The sequence below is a fragment of the Rufibacter soli genome (genome assembly GCF_054781795.1).
On record NZ_BAAGTS010000002.1, the window covers coordinates 2,152,095 to 2,174,981 of the forward strand.

Consider the following 22,887-nt stretch of genomic DNA (forward strand, 5'->3'; position numbering starts at 1 on the left):
AAGGAGGCCACCAATTGTAGGAATTACGCTGTTCCCTTTTCGCTAATACCCAGCAAGATAGATTCAAGTGAGCTCTATGGTTCAGATGGATACCTACGCCATTAAACCATGAATTTAACCTAATAGAAAAGGTGATCGTTACTTTCTATACCTCATCATAATTGAAAACGAGAAGAAACCTGTAGGATTAAAGTTCTATGCGGTTACTATTTCTTTTGTTAAAGATTCCTGGTTATAGATGCCTGGAAAAAGAGACGGAAGATTGGATTTTCTATACCTTGCCTTTACCAAAAAAAGCCCCTCACAATTGGAGGGGCTTTTTTTTTGGTAAAGTATCCTTTTCAAAGAGGAGAAATTTTTACTATCCTTTGTGCCTTCTGTTTTGGCCCCTAGAATAAAATTAACCACCTTAAGCCGTCAAGGTCAACCAGAAAATACATCTTTAAGGGTTCCGCTTAGTCCGTATCTGTCCGGAAAGGCGAAGCAGGAAGGCCCTCTTTGTTGTAGAGGTTAGCCCCATCCGGATTATCTGCCCAGGCGTACCGCACATATTTTGGGACAGGCACTTCTTCGCTCCACACCACTACTTTATTGCCTTCAATTCTGGCTTTGGCCCACACAAATTTCTTATCCTGGCCGGCAATGGCAAACCAGCTAAGATCTTCCCCGTCATGAGATACCAGCCCACTCCCGGTGTTGGAAAAACTCAGGATGATGTTTGAACCGTCAAAAGAGGCTTCCTGGAAAATAGGGCCCGAGGATACCAGGTTCTTTTCGCCATAAATTAGTTTCTGCGCTGCCAAGGCTAACCGCTCTCCCACGTCTTTTTTATTGTCGGGGTGTATATCATTCCATTCGCCCAGGTCCAGGGTAACGGCCATGGCAGTATTGGGCACAGAAAGGGTTTGCAGAGCGGCCTCCCGCATGAGCGCCCAATTGCTTTCGCCGGGCAGGTAGTTCACTTCCATGAAATTAGGGAGTTGAACAAAAAGGAACGGTAGGTTGCCTTGTTGCCATTTGGTGCGCCAGTCCTTTATGAGGGTGGGCAGCAGTTTTTTATACTCCTGCGGGTTACCGGCATTGCTTTCCCCCTGGTACCAAAGAATGCCTTTTAAAGCATACTTGACGGTTGGGGCTACCATGGCGTTATATAAGGCCGCCGGCTGGTTTTGCTCGTTTATTCCTGCCACTTGACCCGTCAGGGGTTTATAAACATCCCCAACTTTATAGTGCCACTCGCCCATTAGGTCAACTTTGGTATTGTTGGCTTCCATATAATAGGGTTTGTCTGGTACAAAGCCCCCTTTACCGTTGGTATTGGTAACCCGTATCACAAAAAGGTTTTTCCCTGGTTTCAGGATGCCGGCCGGAAGGCTATACCTGCGTTGTGGGTATTGGTAGGTGGTTTTGCCTACCTCTTTTCCGTTCACATATAAAACATCTGCGTCCACAATTCTTCCCAGAAATACTTTGGCAGGAACCCCTGTCATAGACGCCGGGACTTCTACCTCCCGCCGGTACCACACCACCCCATTCAGGTCTTTAATGCCCTGGTCCTCCCAATACCCGGGCACATGGATAGTTCGCCAGTTTTTGGGTTGGTAAGAAGTATCAAACCATTTGATTTTGCCTGTTAAGCCTTTATCCAGCTCTGTTTTTGGCCGATTGTCCGCGGACGCAACTAAGGCTTGGCGCTTTAGACCGTTCACATAGCTGGTGTCTTGGTTTTTATGAAGATTAGCTAATACTTCAGGAAACGCCTTAAGGCCATCCTCACTCATCCAGGCCTCAATGGGGGTTCCGCCTACGCTGGCGTTAATCAAACCCACCGGGATTTTATATTGTTCGTAAAGTTTCCGGGCGAAAAAATATGCGACCGCGGAAAAATTATTCACATCCTGAGGGTTAGCCCCTTTCCAGGAGGCCCCTGCCGGCAACTCTTTGGCGGGGCCTTGCAAATTGGTAGCCGTCGGGATCCAGAAATGGCGAATCTGGGGATAGTTGGCGGAGGCAATGTCCTGGGCATAGGTGATGTTATGCAAGGCCATCTGGTGCACCATGTTAGACTGCCCAGATACCAGATAAACATCCCCCACCAAAATATCCTTCAGTACCAGGTGGTTACTTCCTTTAATGTCCATGGTGAAGGGCCCTCCCTCTTTCATGGGAGATAGGGTTACAGCCCAATTCCCTTCCTGGTTGGCGGTAGTTTTATAGGATTTCCCTTTAAAGCTCACCGCCACCTTTTCACCGGGCGCTGCCCAGCCCCAAACCTTGGTTTTAGCGTCCCGCTGCAGCACCATGCCATCACTAATCAGCGCCGGAAGTTTAACCTGGCTTTTAGCTATGAAAGCCGAAAAGCAAAATAACAGGGTTAAGAAAATGGAGGCTTTTTTAAAGTGAGTCATGGAACGCCAAGGGATAGTAACTGGAAGGGGAAGTTACAACTTGTCTATCATGTCACCAAGATTACTTACCCCAAATGTAAATAAGACAATTATTACCCCTAAAAAAATCTTAATAAGGGCTGGCATGGTAAATCCCAGCTTTTGCTTGAAAAGCACGTTGGTTGGAGGGAAATACAAACAAGCCAGAAAAAAATAGGCAATAGCCGGTACAGGGTGTACCAGAAACAGATTCAAAACGCCAATTGTAAACACAAAGGCTCCAAATACCCAACCTACAAGGTTAGATGATACTATTTTAGCTTCCATCATATTATCTTTTAATTCTTTTATAGGAAATGGGCCATCCATCCCCTTTGCCTCTTTTGTCTTTTACAATACCTACTACCTGACCATAGTCCGTATTGGATGGACTAGCTCCTTCGTCTAGAAACTATTGAGCATAAGGTCAACCTTATCAAATAACTCCCCTACCCCCAACGCTGCCCACAAGATAAAAAAGCCAACCAGCCATTTGGCTAGTACAGGAATGGTGAACCCGGTCACCCTTTTCAGCATGCCAGTTACCGGCGGAAAAAACACCAAAGAAAGCAGCATGATAAATAGGCCAAAAACAGGGTCGTTTCCCCAGAAAGTATTTACTACTCCAATAGCCAGAAACAGGAAACCAAAAAACCAGCCAACCAGGCTAAAGACAGTGGTAACTACAGGTGCTGTAGAATTCATATTAGTACTGATTAATTCTTAAGGTAAAGTGGGTTATCGTCAATTTTACACAGCCTGTTTGGCAACTTTATGAAACAGACCTCCGGAAGGCAAACTCTTAAATTGTTGGAAATTGCTTCCCTTATTAGGGTGTTACGGCAGCCTCTTTGGGTGCCTTATCATATTGGGCCACACACTTGTTGAGCGGTTGGCAGTTTTGATGGGTACAGTCACAGAAATCATAACAGGCAGAGGGCTTCTCACTTTCTGCGCATTGCGCCCTGCAGTCCCGGAGGGTGTTACGGGGCATGAGCTCACAGCCGGTCATAATGAAAAGCCCCGCCACGAAGCCTATAAATAGTTTATTCATTTGGTGGTCCTGGAGTTGAGTTTAAGGGATGCTCGCTAAGAATGGGCTGACTATAGTCTTTCGCTTCTCTTCTAGAGGGTTGGCTTGTTTGGTTTAGGTTACATACACCTGCCGGTGCTCCCAAGGGAAAATGAATTTCACCTTATGGTAATCCCAACAGAGCAGATACAAGTTGGCTAGCACCATAAGCGGCGATGTAAGGAAAGACCCTTCAAAACGCACCGCCCAGGAGAGAATCCAAATGTTTAGGATGATAGGGAAGTAAAGAACTGCCCCCAAAGTGGCAGTGCGCGGAATCAGCAGAAAAACGGCCGCTGTCATTTGCATGATCCCAATGGAGGTATAATAGAAACCGGTGCGGTGCAAGGCTTCCAGGTAATGCCCCATGGGGTGGCAGACAGACAAACTTGTGAACCGTTCCCCATTCACCTTCACAAAACCAGAAGGAAGGAAACCCATAGCCAGCACAATGCGGTTAAAAATGGCAAAAGTGCGGAGCCACCTGTTTTGCCTGGCTTTAAAATGAATCGAGCTTAGCGTGGACGAAAACGACATAGTACTTTATTTAAACCCGAAAAGAACAGGGAAAAGAAACGTCACTAGAAGGGTCCAGATAAAGTAGATGGGCAAGAAATAGGCGATTGATTTACCTACCCCGTCCAGTTCGGCCTTTTTCGTAACCACCTTAAAGAGTTGCACCGTCACCAAAATCAGGTTCACCAGAATGAGGAGGTTACCGCCTAAAACGGCCAATCGGTTAGGCGTAATACCCCATTCAGAAATTCGGAAGAGAATAGCCAAAAGGGCAATGCCGTTCACCAGAATGGTGACCACCGACAGCAGGAAAAGAATCCAGGTCTCTGCCTGGCTCCTTCCAGCTTTATAGGATTCTGCCACCGAAAAGAAGATAATAGCCATCACCCCAATAAGCAAGGCGTTGAACATCAAGAGGAATTCCCGGTCATTGAAAGGGTCCTTGCCTGAGTATACCATGGCAACCAGGTAAACCACCAGCATGACCAGTACCAGCGGACTGAATATCCTGGCAATGACCGGCGACACTTTGCCAACCAATTGCGGGTTAGTTTGGGTAAGGTAGGTGCCCACGATAGGAACCGCCGCAAGGCCCATAATGACGACATACTCAAAATAAAACTTCTCAATTTGGAAGCCTATCAAAGAGAAAAGGCCCAGGGTAAGCCCCGTCATGATTCCCCCGGAAATAAGGAAAAGTGCCATAATGACTGCCAAGTCACCGTTGTACCTTAAGAAACCAAGCCGGCGGCGGGGATCCTGCAGTTGATTACCCACAAACGCAGACCCTAACAACACCCAAAGCAGTAAGGGCAAATGGATGCAGGCCAAAATAAGGGTATCACTGTTTTCAGGAGAGCCGGGGAGCCAATTGATATAAAAGACGGATACCACCGTAATGCCAACTAGTAAGGCAATCCGCCCGAGATTTAGCTTATTTTTCCAGGCAAAATAGGCCGTAAGCAGGGGTAGGAAAATAAAGCCTATGTTTCTGGGGTAGAAATACTCTGTATCTAGGGAGAAAATGGCGGGTATCTTAGCAATCAGGCCCGCCAATAGAGCGGCTAGCCCTATCCCCAACAACTCTTTGCCGCTGCCCCAATACAGGTCATCTGTCTCAAAGGCGAGCCTTTCGTTCCAGCCGTCAGCTAGGAGGTTGCCTTTCAGGCTAGGGTAAATCAAACTGAATTCCCGCTTAAAAAGGCCTTTGTTGCCGCGGTACAATCTTTCCAGTTGCCCAGGGTCCTCTAAATGGGAAAGGATTTGGTCTTTCATGGGTGTAGTCATTAAATGTTATGTCTTTGCCTCCGCTAAACTAGTTCCACATGGTGCCGGCCAACCCCAGCACTGTGCCCAGCCACAAACCAATCAGGTACACCACTAAACCCAGCAGAATAGCCACTGTTTTGTTAAAACCACGGCTGCTCTGGTAGTTCATGAACGCGAAGAAAGCCCCGCCCATGGCACCGGCCAAGGGTGTAATGATGAGAGGTCTAATCCTCCAGAAGCTTCCCCATTCGGGATTTGGGTGGTCTACCCCAAAGACAAAATAGGAAATAACAAGAAGCGCTATAGCCGCTCCCACTAACACAGGTTTTAAAAACCACCCTGAATTCAGGGACTTCTCAGGTAATTGGATTTGCTTGGTCATGATCTTGTGATTTAAATGGTTATACGATTAATTTTTATTTAATAAAGTACTTTGACATTCAAAGTAATGGGGCAAAAAAAATATTTTTACTTTCCGATCTCGTGTTTTCCCTTTTGGGCGGATCCCTTTGATCAATCTTGGCTCAGAACAAATAAATTCTTCTTCACCCCTCCTTCCCTGGCTAGGCTCAGGATTTTACCTCCATTGCTCTCGCCCTCCTTCTCAGAATTTGAAGGTAAGCGCTCTCTCCTATTACCAAAAGAAGCCTTCGCTTAGGAAGAGGCCCCTTTTATCAGTTTCTCTAAGGCGGTTAAATGGTCATTAAAAGCCTTTCGCCCTTGTGCAGTAACCGCGTAGGTGGTATTGGGCTTGCGGCCTACAAAAGTCTTTTCCACCTTTATAAACTCTTCTTTTTCTAGGGCCTTCAAATGGCTGGCCAGGTTACCATCTGTCACGGCCAGATATTCCTTCAGGGCGTTGAAGTCAAGCATATCATTCACGGCCAGCGCTGACATAATGCCCAGCCTGATCCTACTCTCAAATGCCTTATGTAACCCATTAAGTGATATTTTCACCTTTCGTATTTGTAATGCATATAAATTCCATAAAGAATATGGACTACCCCAAAGCCGATGGCCCATAGAATCAACCCATATCCCACAAAATAGGAGCCTATCAGGCCTAACCCTATCTCAATAAGCCCCAGGCTTCTCATTTCACCATAGGTGAACTTGCTGGCATTATATAAAGCCAGGCCATAGAAAAGAAGGGTAAAAGGCGCTACAAAGCCTATCAATCCTTTAGAGATCATGATAAGAATTAGCAGACCGCCCACGGTTAACGGAACCGCCATGTTAATCACTACCCGGCGGGCAGTGGCGTTCCAGAGCTTTTCTCCGCGCTTCTCTGCCTTTTTAGAGGAAAGATAAATGGCGGTGCCCACGGCCATTGCCAGAATGAAAATAGCCAGTAATATAACGTTGAGCAGCCGGGCAGAAAGGCCATCTCCGGGCAAATAAGGATCAGTGGTACGGCCTGGGTTAAAGCCCAGCACCGCATAAGCTATGTAAGCTCCAGCCAACGCGTAAATACCCGCCATTATGCCCGCCCAACCAGAAAGCGACAAAAATTTGGAGGAACGCTCCATCATGGAACGGATCTCAGCTAGATCGCGGCTATAATCCTTTTCTTGTTTCATCTAAAAGTGCTTTGCATTTCAAAGTAAGAGGAAATAATTATGACTTACAAGTTTTTGCCGATTTATGTTTTTGGGTAATGCTACAGAAGAAATTGGTTTGGCGGGACGGAAGGTCCTATATCCCCTTTTACGTAATGGGGTGAATTATTTTCCGTTTTAAGTCCGTTTTTTTAAAAAGAGTCTTAAACCAGAAGTCTTGGAAACGGTGCCACATTTCCGTTTTGAGCCTGTTTTACGAAAAACGGGCTCAAAACGGAAAACATCTGTGAACCTGGTTATAATAAGGTTTCTTCTGCCGAAATTCCGCTTCTCTCACCTGAAGTTAAACCAAAATGTTATCAACTTTTTACGTACTGAATCCTCTTTCACCCTCTGTCTATTTTAACCCCGTAATGGCGTGGTTAAAGATTAATTCTATACTTTAAATGCTTTAAACTTTATCGCCCCTACTCAAATAGATCCCTCTACACCATGAAAGACGTTCTCTTCCCCCTAGATTTCACCTTTAAGGTTACCACCCTCTCCAATGATTTTACGGTGCAAGATGCCAGCGGCCTTACCGTGAGCTATGTCAAACAGAAACTCTTCAAGTTAGTGGAGGAAGTAAAAGTCTTTCAGGATGAGTCGCAGGCGGAACTGTTGTATGCCATCAACGCCAATAAATGGATTGATTTTTCGGCGGCCTACACCTTCACTGACAAAGGGGGGCAGGAATTAGGAAGGGTTGCCCGCAAAGGCTGGGCCTCTATGTGGAAATCGCATTATGAGGTATTTGACCAACACCAGCAGCAGGACTTTATCATAAGAGAGGAAAATGCCTGGATTCGCGTGGGCGACGCATTGCTTGGGCAATTACCGGTGGTCAGTCTATTAACAGGCTATTTCTTTAACCCCTCTTATAAAGTGACCCGCCCAGACGGCACCACGGTAGCCAAACTAAAAAAGGAACGATCTTTCTTTGGCCGCAGATTCACCGTAACCCAGGAAGGCGACTTCCGGCCCGAGGAGGCCGAAAGAATTACCCTTAGTCTGATGATGATGATTTTGCTGGAGAGACGGCGAGGATAAGCCTTCATTCCAAAACCTACTTTAAAATCCCTAAAAAAGCCTGCCCCATACCTTGGGGCAGGCTTTTTAGTTAACCTTGGTTACTGGGAAGATTTTCATACCCTCTGGCCCGAGACTTTTAAATTACTAACCGCACTCCTCCCAACTCTTGCAGTCCATATGGGAACTGGTCACCAGGAGAGCCTATGAACATGAAGTTCTTAGGAATATTCCACTTATCAGAAAGCTCCTGAATGAGTTGGGGTCCGAATTGGCCTCTTATGATCACAAAATCTACCTCCAATTCTGGGTAAGCTAAGTCCAGGACCTCTATTTCATGCATTAATTTCTTGGGTGGCTGCTCGCCTTGCCGCAGCACATTTACCACTTTTATGCGGTTGGTGTGCTCATTCTCTACTATGTAGCGCATGACCTTGTTAATGTTGGCTATGTTATCTCCCTTGGTGAAAAAGACAAACTCCTGTGACTTGATTTTGAGGACCAGCCGCATCATGTGGTAGGTATTAATAGGCAGAATTTTTGCCAGAGGATGCCAGATATTCTGTAATAAATAAGTGAATAAGAGCAATAGCTCTATGCGATAAAGCATGATGAACACCACAGCAACCGTGGGAATAAAATATTTTAGGAAAACCCATACGTAGGCAGGGTTAAGGATGGCGTTGCCTACTAAAGCCGCCACTACGGCAGAGATGGCCACAAACAAAGCCAGTCCAGTGGCCCGCACTGGCCGCGGAAGTCGGTTGCGCCGCAATTTCAAAAGGATGTTCCCTACTCCAAAAAGGGTCATCACAGAAAGAAACGAAATGGTGTATACCCCGGCCAGAGCCGCAATATCCCCCTTGGTAATGAGTAGAATGGAAACACACAGCAAGAAAAAGGTAATCATGATCAGGTAGGCAGATCCCTTTTTGTTGGTAATGAGCAGGAACTGGGGCAGGCAACGGTCAAGGGTCATGCGTTGCACCAACCCCGTCACCCCCACGTAAGAGGTCAGGACAGCTCCACTCAGCACCAATGCGGCATTGATAGAAACCAGGGTAGCCAACCACTGTCCTCCTGCTACCTCTCCCATATAGGCCAGCAAGGCAGTTGAATTCTGGGCCACAGCGGCCATGGGAATAAGGGCAATGGCCAGAAAAGCCGTAAGCGGGTTAAATATCGTAACCGCGAGCCACATATTCCGCAGCGTCTTAGGGAAAACACCCTGGGCCTGCTCTTCCACAAAATTTGCCGAACTCTCAAAACCAGAAATACCTAACATAGCGGCCGCAAAGCCAAAATAAAGCGCTTTCCAGATGCTGCCTTGTATGGGTTGGCTGTAATTGAGGGCCAGCGTGTCAAAACCGTTCGCAAACAAATACCCAAACCCTACCACCACCAACAAGGTAAGCGTAGAAATGTGGGTAATAAAGATGATGACCGCTACAATAGAAGACTCTCCTATACCCATTATGGTCATGCCCATGAAAAACGCCAGCAACACTATGGTAGCTATTAAAATAGGAAGCCCTTCCCACAGGTGGTGCACATAATGCATGGCCTCATTGGCAGAGATAACCGCGGTGGCCATATAAGAGAGCAAGGTCAGGCAGGCGGCCAGAGAAGCGGTACTTTTGCTGGTGGTGTTCAGCAAGGCATTATAGGCTCCTCCGTTCAACGGAAGGGCTCCAACTACCTCGCCGTAAATACTTCTGAAAAGGAACAATACCCCGCCTACCATGAGCAAGGCCACCCAGGCATATTGCCCTGAGTAAATAATGGCCAACGCCGACACATACAGGCAGGAGGAAGTGATGTCATTCCCGCAAATGGCTGTGGCTGCCAGTTCCTTTAATTTATGGCCATGCGCTTTTGTCTCAGGCGCAGGGGTAACGCAGATAGCTGCCTCGTTTTCCATTGGTCTTGTGGCTAAGTAACCGTATGGGTGAATAATAAGCAGTATACGGGTTGCTTTTAATTAGTTGTGCTGGTTTTTACAGTATATTCTTGCTGAGCTCCTCTCTCCTTTTCTGGTGTCCCCTGGCCTCGTTTTGCAATTTTCTGCACCGTTTGTTCTTTCTAAAAGTACACCCTCCATAAAAGGCTTTTTTTCAGCCTATAAACCTGGAAAAGAGATTTAATAATGCAGGTCCCAAGCTCCTACCTTCTTCCTCTTTTGGAAGTAAGTAAGAAGCCATTTTCTATTTTGCGGCAACTCTCCTTTTACCACCAGTACGGTCTTTTCGCGCAGCATTTTTGCCAGGGCCAAAGAGTCTTCTGCCTGGGTGCATTGCAGATAGTGGTTCCGCCATTTTTGGTTGGTTTCAAACTGGGTCTCGCGAACCATCCCCTGGTTTGTATCATGCACAGAAATGAAATTACGATTCTGCTCAAAGGCCAGGGACGGCAATAATCTATCATATACCACCACTTGTCGGTGCGCCAACTCTTTTTCCTGTAGGGCATAAGCTAAGGGTCGGCTACCGGGCAACATAGGCGCATTAAAGGCCAGCAAGTACGTGGAGAACGGAATCAGGAGGAGAATAAAACCCAAAGCGCTTACCAAAAGCCGTTGGGTGCTTTCCCGTTGACTCTGCCCTACGCCAATAATTATTAGGAGCATGCCTAGGGGGAAAAGGAAAGACGCCCAAGGCAAGGTAATACCAAATGGCAAAAAGGGCCCTACTAAGAAGGCCAGGGCCAGGCCCACGTAAAATAAGACCCCAATGGTGGCAGATCTGCGGGCCTGGAACTCCTCTAATGTATCCAATAGCCACGCGATAAGTAAGCTCAGGCCAGCAAAAAGAGGCAAGATGTATAAAATGAGTTTTGACCCGGAAAAAGAAAAAAACAAAAGGGGAACCGCTATCCAGAGCGCAAAAAGTCTAATATACGCCTTGCTCAATTCCTTTAGCTTTTGGAGGTTGACCACGAGAATAAGCGACCAGGGCAAGCTGAGCAAGGGCGCTAATACCAGGTAATACCACCAGGGTTGCGACCGGTTAAAAGCTTCTGGGTTGGCAAACCGCTCTACGGTTTGGTGCCAGAAAAAATAGTCTACCAACCGGTGGTCCTGCAGCATAAGATAAAGATACCAGGAACTACCCAAGCCCAGAAAAACCAACAGGCCCAGGACCAAGTAGGCTGTATTCACGGTACCATCCCCCCAACCTATCAGGGCTATGGCCACTAAAACAGGAAAAAGCAACCCCACCGGACCTTTCGTGAGGAAAGCCAGGGCTAGCGCCACAAAAAACAAGATCAGAAACCCAGGCTTCCCTTGCACTTTATATTTTACCCAGGCCCAAATTGCCAACAACTCAAACGTAGCCAGGAAGGAATCAGTGGTCAGGTTTCTGGCTGAAATAAGGACCGCGGGCAGGGTGGCATAGATGATAAAGGCGGTCACCGCTATTTTTCTGCTTTTGAAAAGCAGACAAGCCAGGGCATACACCAACCCCGCCTGAAGCACAAAGGATACCTGCAGGAAGAACCGCGCCCCAAATCCATTTATCCCAAACAGCCCCATCCCTGCGGCCGTGATCAGGTAAGTGACGGGGGGCTTGTGAAAATGCAGAATGCCCAGCAAACGTGGGTGCACCCAGTCCCCGGATACCAACATTTCCCTGCTAATTTCCGCGTACCGGGCTTCGCTGGTTTCCAGCACCCCCCAGGCCCCCAACTGAAAGAGCAGGACCGCAAAGAGCACCAGTAATATCAGCCAGACGGCGTGGCGGCTGTAAAGCCAGTTTGTTTGGAGCATAAACGATATTCTAACGGGCCATTACCTCCTGCGACTTCTGCTGGCGCAGGCCCAGCATCAAGTTCCGGCTATAAGCTACCAACCCAAACAACTGACCTATGAAAAGAACGGGGTCCATTCTGAAGACGGCGTACAAAATGATCATGAGGCAACCCACCAAACTGATGACCCAGAAACCATTAGGCAATACCGAAACCTGCACCTTTTCTGAGTAATACCATTGGTAGACAAACCGGAGGGTAAAAATGGCCTGCCCTACTCCACCCCAGGCCACCAATGCGCCAGAAATACTGCTGTGCTGCCAGATATAAGAAAGGCTGTACGTATCGCCAAAGAGCAACCAAAGGGTAGCCACCCCCGGAAAGACCATGGAAGGCCACCGCACCCACCAGGGCAGCCCTTGCCAGACATTCTTAAAGCGGAGGTTACGAAGGTAAATGAAATAAGAAACCACTTGTCCGCCCAGGATCACAAGGTCATTCCTTAAAATGCCATATATCATGAGCAGCACAGAGGCCAGCAAGCTGAAGGTCCAGAAAGAGGTGGGAGAAAGAACTTTTCCGGCCCGTTCGGACTGAATCCATTGCACCAGAATACGCGAGGAGAAAAGAACCTGCGCCAACAGCCCCAGGCCATAGATGAACATATCAGACCTGTTCATGGTATTCCAGCGGAAAAGGCGTTTCCTGTTTGATGAACTGGTAGGAAATATAGCGTTTCCGCATCCAACGGAAGGCAAAGGTATCATTCAAGGGTCCCCAGAGCCGGTTAAGCAGGTGGTACTTGGCGGTGCCGGCATAGCGTTCAAAGTGTTGCACGGGCAGTTGCTTTACTTTGCCTTTCTGTAACTGGATGAGGGCCGGCAAAAACCGGTGCATGCCATCAAAGAAAGGGACCCGTCGGGCGTATTGCGCATCCATAATCTTTAAAGGGCAACAGGTATCCTCAATGCCATCATTGATCATTAACCGCCTAAATTTATTGGCCACTTTAGACGAGATCTTTTTCACTAGAGTGTCTTTGCGCTTGGCCCTAATGCCATTCACCATTTGATAGGCGGGCAGAAACTCAAAAAACAGCAGGAAATCCAGGGGGGAAGTTTGAAGGTCTGAGTCTATGTACCCAATATAGGTACTGTCGGCGTGGTCTATGCCGGCTTTGATGGCCGTGCTCAATCCATAGTTTTTATCAAAGGAAAGAAAGGTATAGGAAGGGTTGCCCTGGCAGATCTGCTTAATCATATTCAGGCTCCCGTCTGAAGAACCGTCGTCTACAAATAGCACCTGGGTAGGCATAGGTGATTGCCTTAAAAACGCCTCCATTGACTCATTGAAACGAGGCAGGCATTCTATTTCATTGTACACGGGCACAATGATGGTTAAGGACGGCGATTCCATATATAGACGTTTGCTTACTTATCCAATGGTAAAAAAGGCACTTACTACTCGTTTCCCGGTTTCTGGGCTTATGGCCAAACAATAGCTTTAACCCGTTCATTTATTAGTAAGGGTAGGTCCGGAAAAAAATATGCCTTATCAGCAAAATGGCCGCGCCTCCGGCAAAAATCTTTCCTTTTTTAAGCACTAGACCGGCTGGGCTATTTCCAAAGATTTCTCCCCAGGTTTTCTATCAGACATACCTTTAACATATACAACCCAAAATTTCTTTGGTTGTACTATTAGAGTTATTTATTAAATTTTATACCTATTCTAAAGAAGCCGTTCCAGCCTACATTTATTTGCCCCTACAAATTCTATATCCAGGCCCAAGGAAAGCCACTGAAAGTTTTTAGAGATGCCTTTTTTTATTTCAGTTCCCTGAAAAAAAAGGTAAAAAGGTAATGCGAAGATCAGGTTTTACACTACTTATTCATGACAGATAATTTCTTTCCGCTCCTACCTCTAAGTTTCTGATCATTACCTGGCCAACTGAAAAACGTAGAAAGAAGAAAGCAAGAAAACTTGGTACCCCTTGGAGCATAAGTGAAAGCTAGAAAGGAAACAGGCTAATTTCAGATAATACCTGGGCTTCCTGTTTCAAAGTATAGGTTTTAACCAGGTTTGAGCTACAACTTTGTCATGGTTTTAAGAACTCAGCAAGCGGCATAATGGAGACTTTCCCCGTAACGGTGCGCCGGTCCATAGAATTTATGGGGCTGTTCTTTTTAGGTTGGTTGCTGGTGATTGGCAACGGCATTCTCGCGCCCCTTCTTGTAGCCTTTTTTTTCAGCATCATGCTGCTTCCGGTGTACCGGTTTCTGGTGCAAAAGAAGGCGCCGGAGGTGCTGGCCATTACGTTGTGCATATTATTATTAATAGTCGTATTTGGGCTGATTCTCTGGTTTTTTTCCTCCCAGGTAAGAAACCTGTTAGATGATTTGCCAGTCATCCGGGAAAACATCAATTCCCACCTGGCGGCGTTGAGTGGCTGGATAAACAGAAAAACCCATTTCTCTCCAGATGAACAACTCAATTTCATAAACGAGCAAAGCAACCGGCTGCTCAGCTATGCTGGCAAGGTACTGGGCGGCGCCGCGGGGTCTTTTACCTCAGTGGTGGTATTTATTGGGTTGTTGCCTATTTATGTCTTCCTCATTTTGTTCTATAAGAACATCTTGCTGCGCTTCATCTTTTTGTGGTTTCCCAAAAAAAGCCACACCCGGGTACGTGATGCGCTAAGCGAAACAGAGGCAATTATTAAAAATTACCTGCTGGGCCTTCTGATCCAGATCAGTTATATGACGGTACTAGTGGGCGGGACACTGTTTCTCCTGGGCATCAAGCATGCCCTACTCATCGGGATTATTTTCGCGTTCCTTAACCTCATACCGTATGTGGGGGCCTTGATTGGCAATATTCTGGGAGTACTGCTCACCTTGGCCTCTTCGCAGGAAATCCTGCCTATTTTCATGGTATTGGGTACCATAGCCGTAGCGCAGCTGTTGGATAATCATATTTTAATGCCCCGCATTGTAGGCGCCAAGGTAAAGATCAATGCCCTGGCCACTATTGTGGGGGTACTGGTGGCCGGTAAAATGGCTGGCATTGCGGGCATGTTCCTTTCCCTGCCCCTTATTGCGGTACTTAAAATCATCTTTGACCGCACCGACAGCCTGAAACAATGGGGCGTGCTGCTAGGCGATGAAAGACCCACCGACACTCCCATGAAAGTGCCCGAACTCAGGATTCAAAACGAAAAGGTTAAAGCCACCCTGGAAGAGGAAAACGAGATTGAACCGCCTAAAGAGTAAAATCCGCTCCTCCTTTGCTGCAGGCAGCCAACGGCTATTTTAAGCCTGTTTTGGCCAAAACAGGCTTAAAACAGCTTACCCTCTTTAATTGCCTTCATTTCAGGTCAAAACCAGATCTAAGGTATGAACTACTCTGCATCCTAGCCTCGCCTATAATTTCTTACTTTTGCGGTTTCCCTTTAGACAGACTATGGAGCTGGAGATTATATTTGAAGACGCGCATTATGTGGCCATCAATAAACCTAATGGGTTATTGGTGCACCGCACGCGGATTGCCGAAGAGAAAAAGGAATTTGCTTTACAGCTCCTCCGCGACCAACTGGGCCTGCGCGTGCACGCGGTTCACCGGTTGGACAGGGGCACTTCTGGGGTTCTCCTGTTTGCCAAATCGCCGGAGGCCACGGTCCCGCTGGTGAAGGCTTTCGCGGAGCGCCAACCAGATAAAACCTATTATGCCATTGTGCGCGGGTATGCCCCAGAGAACGGAACCATTGACAGTCCCATCAGGCCAGACAAAGACCACCAGCACAAAGAGGCGCAGGACGCGGTGACACACTTCAGCCGGCTGGCTACCGTTGAGTTACCCATAGCGGTAGGCCGCTACCAGACGGCCCGGTATAGCCTGGTGAAAATAAAGCCTGAAACGGGCCGTATGCACCAGATCAGGAAACACTTTGCGCACCTAAGGCACTACATCATTGGTGATAAAAAGCACGGCGACTGGCGCCATAACCTTATGTTCCTGGAACAGCTGGAAAGCCCGTTTTTGTTGCTGCACGCCGCCTCGCTAAAATTTGAGCACCCCTTTACAGGCCAAACCCTTGAACTGAAAGCTCCCTTGCCAGACAACACCCTGCGGCTCTGCCAACAATTTGGCTGGGGCCAGGCGCTTGCTGAACAACAGGAACTGCCCCAGCCTATCTCCTTTCCTGAGCAAACCTAGATTGCCCTTTAATTAGCCAAGGCTAAGACATTTAACTCCTTCAATATAAACGTGTCTCAGTAAAAGCATAGATAGGAAAACAATTAGAGAGCGGTTAAACACCAAAGGCGTTTTGAGGCCGTTTTACCAAAAACATCCTCAAAACGCCTTTATAAATTAAACTTCTTAGCTAGGATTTTAGGTCCTATAGGTTACCTTCCCAAGGCCTGTAAACCCTTCTTTATTTTTCCTCAGCAGGCTTTGGCGCTACCATTGGCCTCACCCGGCCGTTTCCAGGATAAGCGTCCGGAATCTGGTCTCCCAGTAATTTCCCCCAGGGTTTGAGTTCTTCAATGCGGTCAAAGATGATCTTCATCACGGCCATAAACGGAATAGACAAAAACATACCAGATACGCCCCACAAAGCACCGCCCAGCAACACCGCCAAAATAGAAACCAAGGCATTCAGCTGCACCTTGCTGGAGACAATACGGGGCACCAACACGTTGTTGTCAATAAACTGGATAACGGCATAGGCCCCAATAATAGCCAATTGGGTAGTGTAGCCTTCCTGGGTAACGGTAGCCATTAAAACCGGTAACAGAATGGCCACCAAGCCGCCAATGTACGGAATCATGTTCAGGATGGCCCCAATCACGCCTAGCAGAATGGCATAGGGAACCCCTAATAAATAAAGCGCCACAGAGTTCATGACCGCCACAATAGACGCCTCAATCAAAAGGCCCACAATGTAGCTCTGTACCGCAGATTTTGTTTCATGCAGGATCTCTGCCACGTAGCGGGTATTCTTGTTGGAGAAAACCTCAAATAGGAAATTGAGGATGAGCGGTTTGTAAAGCAGGAACAGGAAAATGTACACCGGAATCAAAAACAGCAAGCTAAAGATGCCCAGCACGCTGCTCACCGTTTTACCCACCAGGGCCTTCCCACTGCTTACCGTATCTTTCAGGAATTGCGTTTGCTTCTGAATACTAACCCCAAAGGTAGTCTCTGTATAATGCTGCGCATCAGTGAGTATCTGGCTGAACTTCTGTTTCAAGGCCGGCACCATCTCCCCAAATTGGATAATCTGCGTGGATAGGAAATAAAGGATGACGCCCAGCACCAGCAGCGCCACCAGCAAGGTGAGTAAAATAGCTACTACCTTAGGCATGCCCAGGCGCAGAAGCCGGTTGTTCAAGGGATTCAACAGAATAGCCAACAGAAGGGAGAACGCCACCGGCACCAGAATATCTGCCATAATAAACAGCACATACACTAGTAGGATGATCCCGAGCAGAATTATGGTGGACTTTTTGTAGAAAGGCTCAGTGTTTGTCATGCAGCGTTTTACTAGTTAGCCAACAGAATGTTTCCGGGCGAAGAAGAATATTACCATCGCCTCCCTTAACCCGCTTTAGCCTTTGCCCAAATGCCCCTCGCCCCTTTCGATTTTCCCTTCACGTACCGTTTAACGGCAGGTTGTTTTTGCAATATTACCTCACTCTGCAAACAGACATTCTGCTTTCTAAATGCCCAAAGCTTGAAAGTGGAGGGCTTTCCGTTTTAAGCCTGTTTTTGGTAAAACGGCCCTAAAATGGGAAGCCCTGCGAAGGGTGGATCCAAGTAGGCCCTTAAAAAGATCAACTCCACTGCCACAGCCTCGTAAGCATAAAAGCTTTTTGCTCAACAGGCAAGCCTATTTTGTCTTTCCTGAGTGACGGCAGGACCGATCTAATTTTTTTTACCCAAAGCCGATCCTAAAAAACTCCTCACCGAAACTAACATAACGCATACATGGAAAGAAATGAAGGAGCCAATGCTGGCCATACGTTGCAGGAACTAGGTGACAGCCCCTATCAGGTTGCCAAAGGGGAACATGACATCAGGGGTTGGAAAATCTTTGACGGACAAGGCAACAGAATAGGCGACGTGAAAGAACTCCTCTGCGATGCCCAGAACATGAAAGTCAGGTACTTGATAGTAGACCTGGAAGGGAACCTGCTCGACCTGGAGCCCAGAGATATTGTGGTTCCCATAAGCATGACGGAACTTCATGGACCCGAAAACGCGGTGGTAATACCGCAGGTGACCTTGCCGAAACTACAGGCCCTGCCCGCCTATGACCGTTCCCATTTCTCGCCTGACCAGGAGACCTTGGTGCAGCGTATTTTTGTGGGTGACTTTGTTTTCCGGCCAGGCACCGCCCAGGTACCAGGCGTCTCAAGCGCAGAAGTCACTCCCCGGGAAGTTAAAACTCAGGTCCGCGCCCAAAGCAGCCAGCGGGTGCAGCATGTCATAGGGTTGTTCACTACCCCAGCAGAAGTAGACCAAAAGGTGCAGGCGCTTTCTGCCAACGGAATCCCGCAGAATCACGTGCAAGTTGCCCAGCGGCAATCTATTGCGCCACATAACGGGCTATCCCCCCAAGACTTTGAAACCTATTTCCGGCAACTGTTCTCCACCAAAGAAGAGGCGAACCAAAACTTTGAGAAATTCAGGCAGTGCAACGCCCTGGTGGTGGTGCGCGCCCATACTCCCGAAGAAGCCCAACTTGCCGCCCGCCTGTTAGACACCTCCCGCACTCCTGACCTTGATATCATGGTAGAGCCTAGTAGAAGACAGGGATCAGAGACTACTTTCTCCAGGGAAGAAAACCCTATAGGTGCCTCTCCAGACAACCAAACGCCTCCGCAGGAAGAAAATCTGGAGATAAATGTTACCCAACAACCATCCTCTACCCAACCATTTCCGCAAGAAGGAGAAAGAGCGCCCCGGCAAGAGCGAGGCTTTATAGAAGAAAACTCAGAGGCACGCTCCAGGGCTAGTTCTGAGTTTGGGAGTTTCCAGGAAGGCTCTATTATATTAACCGAGTTTGCTGAGATTCCAATAGTGTCTAAAGAACCCCATGTGGTGGAAGAAATCAACATCGGCAAGGAGGTAGAGGTACGCGAAGAAACCGTGCGCGATTCTGTTATCAGAACGGAGATTGATATTGAGGAAATCAGGAAAGACCCACCGTCTCCGTCAATACCTCCCTCCTCTTTTTAATACATTTTCGATGCTCCGTTTGGTCACTGGCTCAGGTGACTTACTGGAGTTTTGACCCTGCTTCAACTTATATCCGTTTTAGGCCTGTTTTTCGAAAAACAGGCCTAAAACACCCAAGCTTTCCTCTCTGCCTTTAGATGGGAAATTTGGGAATAGCAAAAGCCATATTTGCCCAATGACTACCCAAGAGGCCTGGACCCGTTCTACCCATTGGTAGAGACTTATTCCTATCAAGCTTAAATAGGAAGGCTCATTCGGCCTTTCTATCGCCGTAAAGACCACAACAGGCCTGCCAAATAACTACTCCTTAATATATTTATATCATAGAATATGAATCAATTTTTATCGAGAGAGCTTCATATTTTACATTTACCTTATTATCAATTTTTTACAAAATTTAAACACCTTCTTCTAGGCTTCTAACGCAAATTTTCAAATTTCCTATTTTAGGTTTTTTCATATTTTTATACAAATACTCAGCAACCTCTGGTTAAAGGACGCGTTAAGTATTCCAAAGAAATAATGATATGAATCAGAGATCAGACCTAAACCAGCCGCCAGCGCAGGGTGGCACCCCTGCCCCTTCAGAGGACGCCAACCGCCAAGGTAATTTTTCTCAAACCATTCCGGTTATTGAGGAGAAAGTAAACCTTGACAAAGAGGTAGTGGAGAAAGGTAGCGTGCGCATAACCAAGGTGGTAAGCGAGCAGGAAGTACCCGTTAATATTGCGCTTCTCCAGGAGGAGCATGATGTCCAGCGAGTGCCGGTTAACCAATATGTTGAAACGCCTCCGCCGCCCCTTCGCTATGAAGGCGACACCATGATCATTCCTATTCTGCAAGAGGTGCTGGTGGTGGAAAAACGGCTACTAGTGGTAGAGGAATTGCGCATTACCAAACACCAGGTGCAGACCCAGGAAACCCAGCACATAAACCTTCGCAAAGAAGAAATAAAGGTGGAACGGGTCTCCCCTAACGCAGGAGACAGCAGTAACCCCGAGTAAGGCCTTTGGTTTATATCACTCCGTTTCTTTTCATCCTTATCCTATAACCATTCAACAAGTAAAACTATGGCACAAACAGTAATTGGTATTTTCGACAATTCAGCAGAAGCACAGAAAGCCGTACAGGAATTAAAAAGCCTGGGTATAAGCCAAGATAGAATAGATATTTCCAGCGGGAGACCAGGGTCTTCTAGTTCCCATACCGGTACTTCCACTTCCCAGACAGGTACCTCTAATTCCCATTTAGGAGATTCGCCTAATGAATCGTTGGCCCATGACGCCACAGACAATGACGGAATCTCTGGGTTCTTTAAATCGTTGTTTTCAGATGATGACTATTCCGCCAGAGCCTACTCCAACGTGGCGCGCACCAGTGAGTGCGTGGTAACGGTGCATGCCCAGTCGCAGGACGAAGCCCAGCGGGCCTCCCGTATCCTGGACCAATATGGTTCTGTAGACCTGGACGAGCGTGCCAGTGAATACGGTTTCTCCCGTGACAATACTACCGGTGCCCAGTCTATTCCGGTTATAGAGGAAAACCTGCAGGTAGGCAAACGCGAGGTAGAAACCGGCGGGGCCCGTCTGCGCAGCAGAATTGTGGAGCGCCCGGTAGAAGAGCATTTACGCCTAAGGTCTGAGCACGTGCGGGTTGAACGCAACGCCGTTAACCGCCCAGCCACCGACGCCGACTTCAACCGCTTTAAAGAAGGCGATATTGAATTGACCGAGCGTACCGAAGTGCCTGTGGTTAACAAAGAAGCCCGCGTGGTAGAAGAAGTGTCTCTTGGCAAAAAAGTAGAGGAACGCGATGAAGTGATCAGAGACACTGTGCGCTCTACCGAGGTTGATGTAGAGAACCTCAACAAAGACACCAACCGTACCCGTCTGGACGGTGACCGTACTACAGACCTGGACAATGACCGTTCTACTTCTGTATAACAAGTTATAAAAACCAAAAAAGCGACCTCGTCTCCCGGGGTCGCTTTTTTACGCTTATCCTGTTCTGGTAAGAGCAGGAATTACCACCTTAACCTTATACAAAATAAAACTATGGCTGATTTAGATGTACAACCAAAAAGCAGCAGGCCCTGGTGGCTGTGGCTTTTGCTAGCCCTTGTGGCTCTTGCCTTACTATTCTTCTTAATGCGCGGCTGTGACCGCGATGACCAGGATGTGGACAGAACCACAACCACAGAGACCACCACTGAAACCACCACCGGCGCGGCAATGGCCACCGATGATGACGCCACTGACAATGACTCTGATGACTGGAACAACCTGAACCTGGATGCCCCCGCTGCCACCTATGACGAGATCACGGATAAAGACATAGATGTGCGCGGTACAGACAATTACGCCGTGTACAGCCTGGACGAGACCGTTCTCTTCGGGAGTGACAAAAGCACCATCCAGCCCCAAGCAGCTGACAAGCTGAAACAGGTAGCGGCCTCTTTGAACAAACGCTTTAACGGTGGCCAGGTACGCATTTACGGGTATACAGACGCCCAGGGCAGTGCCAATTACAACAAAGAATTGGCTGAGGAGCGCGCCCAGGCAGTACAGAACTGGTTAACCCAAAACGGAAACGTGTCCAAAGACAATGTTTCTATGCACCCCGTGGGAGAAGCCCAACCGGTAGCGTCTAATGAAACCGCCGCCGGACGCCAGCAAAACCGCAGGGTTCAGATTGTAGCCCGCAAGTCAAAATAAGGCGGGGCCTATTTGCCTTACATTTTTTCATTTACCAAAACCGGTGTTGCCCGCAATACCCTAACCATATAAAACCATGGAAAGAGACCAAAATTACAATGCCTCTAACCGCCTGCAGGAATTGGGCGGCAGTGACTTTGAGATAGTAGACAACCAACCTAACATCAAAGGCTGGACAGTTAAAAACCAGCAGGGCCAAACCATTGGCGAAGTAGAGGAACTTATCTTTGACGCCCAAGCCCGCAAGGTGCGGTACATGGTGGTAGACATAGAAGGAAGCGTTCTGGACCTGGAACCACGTGATGTGCTTATCCCTATTGGGGTGGCCCAGTTGCATGAAGCCGATGATGACGTGATCCTGCCCAACGTAACCGTAGAGCAACTCAGAGCCCTGCCTACCTATGAATCAGGAAACCTGGGCCGTGAGGTAGAGTCTGCCGTCTGCTCCGTATTCGGGAGCGTGGGAGCCGCAGCCGCTGGTGCGGGAGCCGCCCTTACCGGATCTAACCGGACCGGTGACGCAGATGACTTTTACAGCCAGAGCGTATTCTCAGACCAGTCTTACCGGAACCGTGGCACGGCCAATGATTATACCACAGATACCAATACTACCCGTAAAGACGGTGACACCGTTATTCCTATTATAGAGGAAAACCTGGAAATAGGGAAACGTGAAGTGGAAACCGGTGGTGTACACGTAAGCAGCAGAATGGTAGAGCAACCGGTGGAGGAGCATGTGCGCCTGCGCGAAGAGCGTGTGTTTGTAGAGCGCAATACCGTTGACCGCCCTGCCTCTGAAGCCGACCTCAACGCCTTCAAAGAAGGGGAAGTGGAATTGACAGAACGCGCCGAGGTGCCCGTAGTGAACAAAGAAGCCCGTGTGGTGGAAGAAATCACCCTGGACAAAGAGGTGGAGGAACGTGATGAGGTAATCAGAGACACCGTACGTTCCACTGAGGTAGAAGTTGATAACCTCAACAAGGACCGCACCCGCCTGGACAATGATATCACCACAGACCCAGACAATGACCGCGACAGACGCGACCTGGACAACGACCGGACCACCAGAATCTAATCTGTATTGCGTTTACTAAAAGAAAAGGCGGCCCTAATCCTGGGCCGCCTTTTCTTTTTCTATTTTAGATAAATTCACCCAAAGACATGCTTAGGTTTCCAATTTACGTTTCGGGCCTGTTTTTTGAAAAACAGGCCCGAAACAGGATTAGACATTTTTAATTGAGATGAAAAGGAAATCCACCCCATCCTGCAGATGC

At 47.8% G+C, this 22,887-nt stretch carries 22 protein-coding genes; 8 read left to right on the forward strand and 14 right to left on the reverse strand.

Annotation, left to right across the window (positions count from 1 at the left end; translation table 11 throughout):
• Positions 1–455 precede the first annotated feature (455 nt).
• The 9 genes from ACYVJQ_RS10870 to ACYVJQ_RS10910 form a co-directional block, all read right to left on the reverse strand.
• Positions 456–2,408, reverse strand: a complete 1,953-nt coding sequence (locus ACYVJQ_RS10870; protein WP_460893100.1) for a sialate O-acetylesterase — start codon at positions 2,406–2,408, stop codon at positions 456–458.
• Positions 2,409–2,441: 33 nt separating this feature from the next.
• Positions 2,442–2,756, reverse strand: coding sequence for a hypothetical protein (locus ACYVJQ_RS10875; RefSeq protein WP_460893101.1), 315 nt, complete (start codon positions 2,754–2,756; stop codon positions 2,442–2,444).
• Positions 2,757–2,831: 75 nt separating this feature from the next.
• Complete coding sequence (locus ACYVJQ_RS10880; RefSeq protein WP_460893102.1) at positions 2,832–3,131, reverse strand: hypothetical protein; 300 nt, start codon at positions 3,129–3,131, stop codon at positions 2,832–2,834.
• A 124-nt stretch (positions 3,132–3,255) separates the two neighbouring features.
• Positions 3,256–3,480, reverse strand: a complete 225-nt coding sequence (locus tag ACYVJQ_RS10885; protein ID WP_460893103.1) for a hypothetical protein — start codon at positions 3,478–3,480, stop codon at positions 3,256–3,258.
• A 93-nt stretch (positions 3,481–3,573) separates the two neighbouring features.
• A complete protein-coding gene (locus ACYVJQ_RS10890; protein WP_460893104.1) occupies positions 3,574–3,939 on the reverse strand; it encodes a hypothetical protein in 366 nt (121 codons plus the stop codon).
• A 102-nt stretch (positions 3,940–4,041) separates the two neighbouring features.
• Complete coding sequence (locus tag ACYVJQ_RS10895; RefSeq protein WP_460893105.1) at positions 4,042–5,289, reverse strand: hypothetical protein; 1,248 nt, start codon at positions 5,287–5,289, stop codon at positions 4,042–4,044.
• A 40-nt stretch (positions 5,290–5,329) separates the two neighbouring features.
• Complete coding sequence (locus tag ACYVJQ_RS10900) at positions 5,330–5,665, reverse strand: potassium transporter KefB (protein WP_460893106.1); 336 nt, start codon at positions 5,663–5,665, stop codon at positions 5,330–5,332.
• A gap of 272 nt (positions 5,666–5,937) precedes the next feature.
• Positions 5,938–6,240 carry a winged helix-turn-helix domain-containing protein gene (locus ACYVJQ_RS10905; RefSeq protein WP_460893107.1) on the reverse strand — a complete coding sequence of 101 codons (303 nt, stop codon included), beginning with the start codon at positions 6,238–6,240 and terminating at the stop codon, positions 5,938–5,940.
• Positions 6,237–6,863, reverse strand: coding sequence for a hypothetical protein (locus ACYVJQ_RS10910; protein ID WP_460893108.1), 627 nt, complete (start codon positions 6,861–6,863; stop codon positions 6,237–6,239). Before ACYVJQ_RS10910 ends, ACYVJQ_RS10905 begins: the two co-directional genes overlap by 4 nt.
• Positions 6,864–7,334: 471 nt before the next feature.
• Here ACYVJQ_RS10910 and ACYVJQ_RS10915 point away from each other — a divergent pair, with 471 nt between their 5' ends.
• A complete protein-coding gene (locus tag ACYVJQ_RS10915; protein ID WP_460893109.1) occupies positions 7,335–7,931 on the forward strand; it encodes an LURP-one-related/scramblase family protein in 597 nt (198 codons plus the stop codon).
• A gap of 118 nt (positions 7,932–8,049) precedes the next feature.
• Here the strand turns inward: ACYVJQ_RS10915 and ACYVJQ_RS10920 are convergent, their stop codons facing one another.
• The 4 genes from ACYVJQ_RS10920 to ACYVJQ_RS10935 all read right to left on the reverse strand — a co-directional run bounded on the left by ACYVJQ_RS10920 (position 8,050) and on the right by ACYVJQ_RS10935 (position 13,073).
• Positions 8,050–9,831 carry an APC family permease gene (locus tag ACYVJQ_RS10920; protein WP_460893110.1) on the reverse strand — a complete coding sequence of 594 codons (1,782 nt, stop codon included), beginning with the start codon at positions 9,829–9,831 and terminating at the stop codon, positions 8,050–8,052.
• A 219-nt stretch (positions 9,832–10,050) separates the two neighbouring features.
• Complete coding sequence (locus ACYVJQ_RS10925; protein WP_460893111.1) at positions 10,051–11,676, reverse strand: phospholipid carrier-dependent glycosyltransferase; 1,626 nt, start codon at positions 11,674–11,676, stop codon at positions 10,051–10,053.
• Positions 11,677–11,686: 10 nt separating this feature from the next.
• Positions 11,687–12,337, reverse strand: coding sequence for a lipid-A-disaccharide synthase N-terminal domain-containing protein (locus tag ACYVJQ_RS10930; protein WP_460893112.1), 651 nt, complete (start codon positions 12,335–12,337; stop codon positions 11,687–11,689).
• Positions 12,324–13,073: a glycosyltransferase gene (locus ACYVJQ_RS10935; RefSeq protein WP_460893113.1), complete on the reverse strand. Its 750-nt coding sequence runs from the start codon at positions 13,071–13,073 to the stop codon at positions 12,324–12,326. Before ACYVJQ_RS10935 ends, ACYVJQ_RS10930 begins: the two co-directional genes overlap by 14 nt.
• A gap of 710 nt (positions 13,074–13,783) precedes the next feature.
• On the opposite strand from ACYVJQ_RS10935, the gene ACYVJQ_RS10940 reads away from it, so the two are divergent.
• Positions 13,784–14,926: an AI-2E family transporter gene (locus ACYVJQ_RS10940; protein WP_460893114.1), complete on the forward strand. Its 1,143-nt coding sequence runs from the start codon at positions 13,784–13,786 to the stop codon at positions 14,924–14,926.
• A gap of 190 nt (positions 14,927–15,116) precedes the next feature.
• A complete protein-coding gene (locus tag ACYVJQ_RS10945) occupies positions 15,117–15,869 on the forward strand; it encodes a pseudouridine synthase (RefSeq protein WP_460893115.1) in 753 nt (250 codons plus the stop codon).
• A gap of 220 nt (positions 15,870–16,089) precedes the next feature.
• On the opposite strand, the gene ACYVJQ_RS10950 is transcribed toward ACYVJQ_RS10945, so the two are convergent.
• Positions 16,090–17,190 (reverse strand): AI-2E family transporter, encoded by a 1,101-nt coding sequence (locus tag ACYVJQ_RS10950; protein WP_460893116.1) that lies wholly within the window; start codon positions 17,188–17,190, stop codon positions 16,090–16,092.
• Positions 17,191–17,645: 455 nt separating this feature from the next.
• Between ACYVJQ_RS10950 and ACYVJQ_RS10955 the strand changes: the two genes are divergently transcribed.
• From ACYVJQ_RS10955 to ACYVJQ_RS10975, 5 genes are all read left to right on the forward strand, one after another.
• Positions 17,646–18,899 (forward strand): PRC-barrel domain-containing protein, encoded by a 1,254-nt coding sequence (locus tag ACYVJQ_RS10955; protein WP_460893117.1) that lies wholly within the window; start codon positions 17,646–17,648, stop codon positions 18,897–18,899.
• Between the two features lie 527 nt (positions 18,900–19,426).
• Entirely contained in the window at positions 19,427–19,903 is a 477-nt protein-coding gene (locus tag ACYVJQ_RS10960; RefSeq protein WP_460893118.1) for a YsnF/AvaK domain-containing protein, read from the forward strand.
• Positions 19,904–19,969: 66 nt separating this feature from the next.
• Positions 19,970–20,842: a YsnF/AvaK domain-containing protein gene (locus tag ACYVJQ_RS10965; protein WP_460893119.1), complete on the forward strand. Its 873-nt coding sequence runs from the start codon at positions 19,970–19,972 to the stop codon at positions 20,840–20,842.
• 111 nt (positions 20,843–20,953) lie between these two features.
• Positions 20,954–21,613, forward strand: a complete 660-nt coding sequence (locus ACYVJQ_RS10970; RefSeq protein WP_460893120.1) for an OmpA family protein — start codon at positions 20,954–20,956, stop codon at positions 21,611–21,613.
• 76 nt (positions 21,614–21,689) lie between these two features.
• Positions 21,690–22,688, forward strand: a complete 999-nt coding sequence (locus tag ACYVJQ_RS10975; RefSeq protein WP_460893121.1) for a DUF2382 domain-containing protein — start codon at positions 21,690–21,692, stop codon at positions 22,686–22,688.
• The last annotated feature ends 199 nt before the right edge of the window (positions 22,689–22,887 follow it).